At 72.0% G+C, this 4592-nt stretch carries 4 protein-coding genes and 1 rRNA gene; 1 reads left to right on the top strand and 4 read right to left on the bottom strand.

What is annotated here, in order from left to right; all coding sequences use genetic code 11:
- Positions 1–96: 96 nt before the first annotated feature.
- Positions 97–1149 (bottom strand): HAD-IIA family hydrolase, encoded by a 1053-nt coding sequence (locus ACFVHO_RS40415; protein WP_385725533.1) that lies wholly within the window; start codon positions 1147–1149, stop codon positions 97–99.
- A 71-nt stretch (positions 1150–1220) separates the two neighbouring features.
- Between ACFVHO_RS40415 and ACFVHO_RS40420 the strand changes: the two genes are divergently transcribed.
- Positions 1221–2498 (top strand): DUF1015 domain-containing protein, encoded by a 1278-nt coding sequence (locus ACFVHO_RS40420; protein WP_385725534.1) that lies wholly within the window; start codon positions 1221–1223, stop codon positions 2496–2498.
- Positions 2499–2621: 123 nt separating this feature from the next.
- On the opposite strand, the gene ACFVHO_RS40425 is transcribed toward ACFVHO_RS40420, so the two are convergent.
- The 3 genes from ACFVHO_RS40425 to rrf form a co-directional block, all read right to left on the bottom strand.
- Positions 2622–3485 (bottom strand): hypothetical protein, encoded by an 864-nt coding sequence (locus tag ACFVHO_RS40425; RefSeq protein ID WP_385725535.1) that lies wholly within the window; start codon positions 3483–3485, stop codon positions 2622–2624.
- Positions 3377–4318: a hypothetical protein gene (locus tag ACFVHO_RS40430; RefSeq protein ID WP_385725536.1), complete on the bottom strand. Its 942-nt coding sequence runs from the start codon at positions 4316–4318 to the stop codon at positions 3377–3379. Before ACFVHO_RS40430 ends, ACFVHO_RS40425 begins: the two co-directional genes overlap by 109 nt.
- 179 nt (positions 4319–4497) lie before the next feature.
- Positions 4498–4592 (bottom strand): 5S ribosomal RNA (rrf, locus tag ACFVHO_RS40435); the annotation flags it as partial.

Below are 4592 nucleotides of genomic sequence, written 5' to 3' on the forward strand. Positions count from 1 at the left end.
GCCCGCGTGGGGGGGGGGGGGGGGGGGGGCGGGGGGGGGGGGGGGGGGGGGGGCCCCCCCCCCCCCGGTTTCGGGAAGGGGCGGGATCGGGGAAACCTAAAGCCCCAGCCGAGCCAACACCTTCCCCCCGTCCAACCCGCACACCCCGTCCCCCGCCGCCGCCCAGGCAACCGCACACAAGGCCCGCAACCCATCCAAGGCCGCCCCCTCCCCCTCAAGCACCAGAGCGTCCCCCCGCGCAGAGGCAACCCACCCCCCGCAAGCAAACCCCTCCCCCACGGGCTCCACCCCGGGCTGCCCCCTCAACATCCCCCGCAGATCGGCGTCCACATACGTGGGCCGATGCTCAGGCCGAGCGGCCAGCAACTGCGCCCCGTCCGTGACCCCCGTCAGGACGAGCAGCGAGTCCACACCCCCGTTGAACGCCCCCTCGATGTCCGTATCGAGCCGGTCCCCGACGACCAGCGCCCGCTCCGCCCCGGTCCGCAGGATCGTCTCCCGGTGCATCGGGGGCAACGGCTTCCCCGCCACCTGCGGCTCCGCCCCGGTCGCGATGCGCACGACCTCCACGGCGGCTCCGTTGCCAGGAGCGATTCCCCGCCCGCTCGGGATGGTCAGATCGGTGTTGGACGCGAACCACGGCACACCCCGGGCGATCGCGTAACAGGCCTCCGCGAACCGCCCCCACGCCAACTCAGGCCCGCCGTACCCCTGCACCACGGCCACCGGATCGTCATCGGCGGACTCCACGGGCTCGAGCCCACGCTCACGCAGCGCGACCCGCAGTCCTTCGCCACCGACCACCAACACCCGCGCCCCCGAAGGCACTTGCTCACTCACGAGCCGCGCGACGGCCTGCGCGGACGTGATCACGTCCGACGGGCCGGTGGGAATGCCGAGCTCCGTCAGATGATCGGCCACCGCGTCCGGCGTCCGCAGCGCGTTGTTCGTCACGTACGCGAGATGCATGCCCCCGGACCGGGCCGTGGCCAGCGAGTCGACGGCGTGCGCGATGGCCTTGCCACCTGCGTAGACGACCCCGTCGAGGTCGAGCAGCGCCGTGTCGTAGCTCTCGCTCAGCGCCCGCTCACTGCCCGCGGGCCGCGTCCGCACGGGCTGGTTCCCACCCGGGTTGCCGGTCTGGCTCATTACGCATCTCTCCTCGCTAATTCCACTCCCCCGATCATCGCTCATGCCACTGACACACTTACGATGCACTAATGAACACAGCGGGTCACACGGACGTCCACGGCCTCGACCTGATTCCGTTCCGGGGGGTGCGGTACGACTCCGAACGGGTCGGCTCCCTCGCCGCCGTGACCTCACCGCCGTACGACGTGATCGTGCGGCCGGACGGCCTCCTGGAACTGGAGTCGGCCGACCCGCACAACATCGTCCGCCTGATCCTGCCGCAGGCGACCACGCCCGCGGCCCGCAACCGCCAGGCCGCGGACACCCTGCACGAGTGGCTCGCCGAGGGCATCCTGACCCCCGACCCGATCGCCGCCCTGTATGTGTACGAGCAGCAGGGCGACGGCATCCTCCAGCGCGGCATCATCGGCGCCCTGCGCCTGTCCGAGCCCGCGGACGGCATCGTCCTGCCGCACGAGGACGTCATGCCGCACGTCGTCGAGGACCGCGCCGCCCTGATGCGCGCGACGGCCGCGAACCTGGAGCCGCTGCTCCTCACCTACCCGGGCGGGGACCCGGCGGAGGGCGCCGCGGCCGCCATAGAGCGTGCGACGCACCACAAGCCGCTGCTCTCCACGACCACCGAGGACGGCTTCAGCCATCGCCTGTGGGCGGTCACCGACCCCGCCGAGATCGCTGAAATCCAGTCAGATCTTGCCCACCACCAGGCTCTCATCGCCGACGGCCACCACCGCTGGGCCACGAACCTGCGCCTGCGCGCCGAGCACCCCTCCCCCGGGCCGTGGGACTTCGGTCTGGTCCTGCTGGTGGACACGGCCCGCTATCCGCTGCGGGTCCGCGCCATCCACCGCTATCTGCACCGGCTCCCGGTCGCGGAGGCCCTGGCCGCGCTCGCGGACTCGTTCCGGGTACGCACCCTGGAGTGCTCCTTGGCCGAGGCGCGGGCGGCCCTCGGCGACGCCGCGTCCGAGAGCAACGCGTTCCTCCTGGCGGGCGACGGCTCGTACCACCTCGTGGACCGCCCGGACCCCGCCCTGCTGGCCCGCACGGTCCCCCTCGGCCGCCCGGAGGCCTGGCGCACCCTGGACGCGACGGTCCTGCACGCCACGCTCCTCGACCACATCTGGCGCATCCCGGACGACCCGGAGCAGATCGCGTACATCCATCACACGGAGGCGACGGTCGAGAAGGCCGAGCGCGAGGGCGGCACCGCGGTGCTGATGCACCCGGTCCGTGAGGAGGTCGTACGCGACCTGGCCCGCCAGGGCGTCACGATGCCCCGCAAGTCGACGTCGTTCGGCCCGAAGCCCGCGACGGGCCTGGTCCTGCGCGACCTGGCGTTCTGACAACAGCCTGCGCGTACGACAGGACAACCGACTCCGCGCACGCGAAGGGGCGGGCCTCCGGCTGGAGACCCGCCCCTTCACGTGCGACCGCCACGACACTCACTGCCGTGGCGGCAACTGCCGTCAGTCCTTGTCGCGCCCGACCTCGTCGTCATCGGCGACATCCACGTCGTCGGCGACGGCCGCGTCGGCGTCGACATCGACGACCTCGGGAGCCGCTGCTTCCACCTGCTGCGACGTCTCGGGCTCGACGTCCGCCGACTCCGTCACCTCGGCCTCGGTCCCGGTCCCGGCCTCCGCCTCATCGCCCTGGAGCGCGTCGACGAACTCGACGCCGTCCAGCTCGGCGAGCCGGTCGGACGCGTCGGTGCTGCCGTCTTTGTCGGCCTCGATGGCCTTGGCGAACCACTCGCGGGCCTCGTCCTCACGTCCGGCCGCGAGCAGCGCGTCACCGTAGGCGTACCGCAGACGCGCGGTCCACGGCTGCACCGAGCTGGAGGCCAGCTCAGGGCTCTGCAGCGTGACGATGGCGGCGTCGAGCTGCCCCATGTCGCGCCGCGCGCCGGCGGCGACGAGCCGCATCTCCACCTGTCCGGCCTTGTCGAGCTTGTGCACCTCGGGCGCACCGGCCATGTCGAGTGCCTTCTCCGGCCGCCCGAGCCCACGCTCGCAGTCCGCCATGACGGGCCACAGCTCCACACCGCCGGTCATGCGCCGCGCGGCCCGGAACTCGGCGAGCGCCTCGCTGTACTTCTGGTTGGCGTACGCGGCGAAGCCCGCGGCCTCGCGTACGGCGGCGACGCGCGAGGCGAGCCGCAGCGCGACCTTGGAGTAGCCGTAGGCCTGCTCGGGGTCCTCGTCGATGAGCTTGGCGACCATCACCAGGTTCCTGGCGACGTCCTCAGCGAGCCCCTTGGGCAGGCTCTGCAGCTCCTGCCGTACGTCCTGGTCGATCTCGTCGCCCGTGACGTCGTCCGGGATCGGCAGCCGCTTGATCGGCTCACGGTCCCGCTCGCGGTCGTCCCTGCGGAACCCACCACGGTCGCCGTCACGCCGGTCGTCCCGCCCACGGAACCCACCGGGCCGCCCACGGCTGTCGTCACGACGGGGGCCACGCCCACGGTCGTCACGGCCACGGTAGCCGCCACCACGGTTGTCGTCGCGGCGGAAGCCGCCACGGTCACCACGGTCGCCGTCACGGCGGTCATCCCGCCGATCATCACGACGGTCATCGCGCCGGAAGCCACCGCGGTCGTTGCCACCACGGTCGTCACGACGGAACCCACCACGGTCGCCACGATCACGGTCATCACGCCGGTCATCACGACGGAAAGCCGGACGGTCCCCATCACGGCGATCATCACGACGGTCGTCCCGGCGATCGTCGCGACGGAAGGCCGGGCGGTCCCCGTCACGCCGGAATGCGGGGCGGTCGCCGTCGCGGCGGAAGCCGCCCCGGTCGCCACCACGGTCACGGTCGTTGCCACCGCGGTCGTCGCGCCGGTCATCGCGACGGAACCCGCCGGGCCGGTCGTCGCGGCGGAAGGAGGGGCGTCCGCTGTCGCGGTCGTCACGTCCGCGGTAGCCGCTTCCGCCACGGTTGTCGTCGCGGCGGAAGCCACCACGGTCACCACGGTCGCCGTCACGACGGTCATCACGCCGATCGTCACGACGGAATCCGCCACGGTCACCGCGGTCGTTGCGGTCGCGGTCGTCCCGGCGGAAGCTGGGGCGGTCCCCGTCCCGACGGTCGTCGCGACGCGGGCCGCGGTCGTTGTCGCGACGTGGCCCACCGCGGTATCCACCCCGGTCGCCACCATCCCGGCGGCGCTGGTCGCGCTCCGGTCGCTCGTCGGGAGAGTTGGTGGACATGGGTGACTCCTAGTCTTCGGTACCGCAGTCATTCTGACGCAGCCGCGTAGCCGGCGCTCTTCGAGCAAAAACAAAAAGGACCCCTGGTCCCAGCGTGAACGCTGGGACCAGGGGTCCTCCAAAAATTGTTCGGCGGCGTCCTACTCTCCCACAGGGTCCCCCCTGCAGTACCATCGGCGCTGTAAGGCTTAGCTTCCGGGTTCGGAATGTAACCGGGCGTTT

Source organism: Streptomyces sp. NPDC127108, assembly GCF_042677545.1.
In the GTDB taxonomy this organism is placed as follows: Bacteria; Actinomycetota; Actinomycetes; order Streptomycetales; family Streptomycetaceae; genus Streptomyces.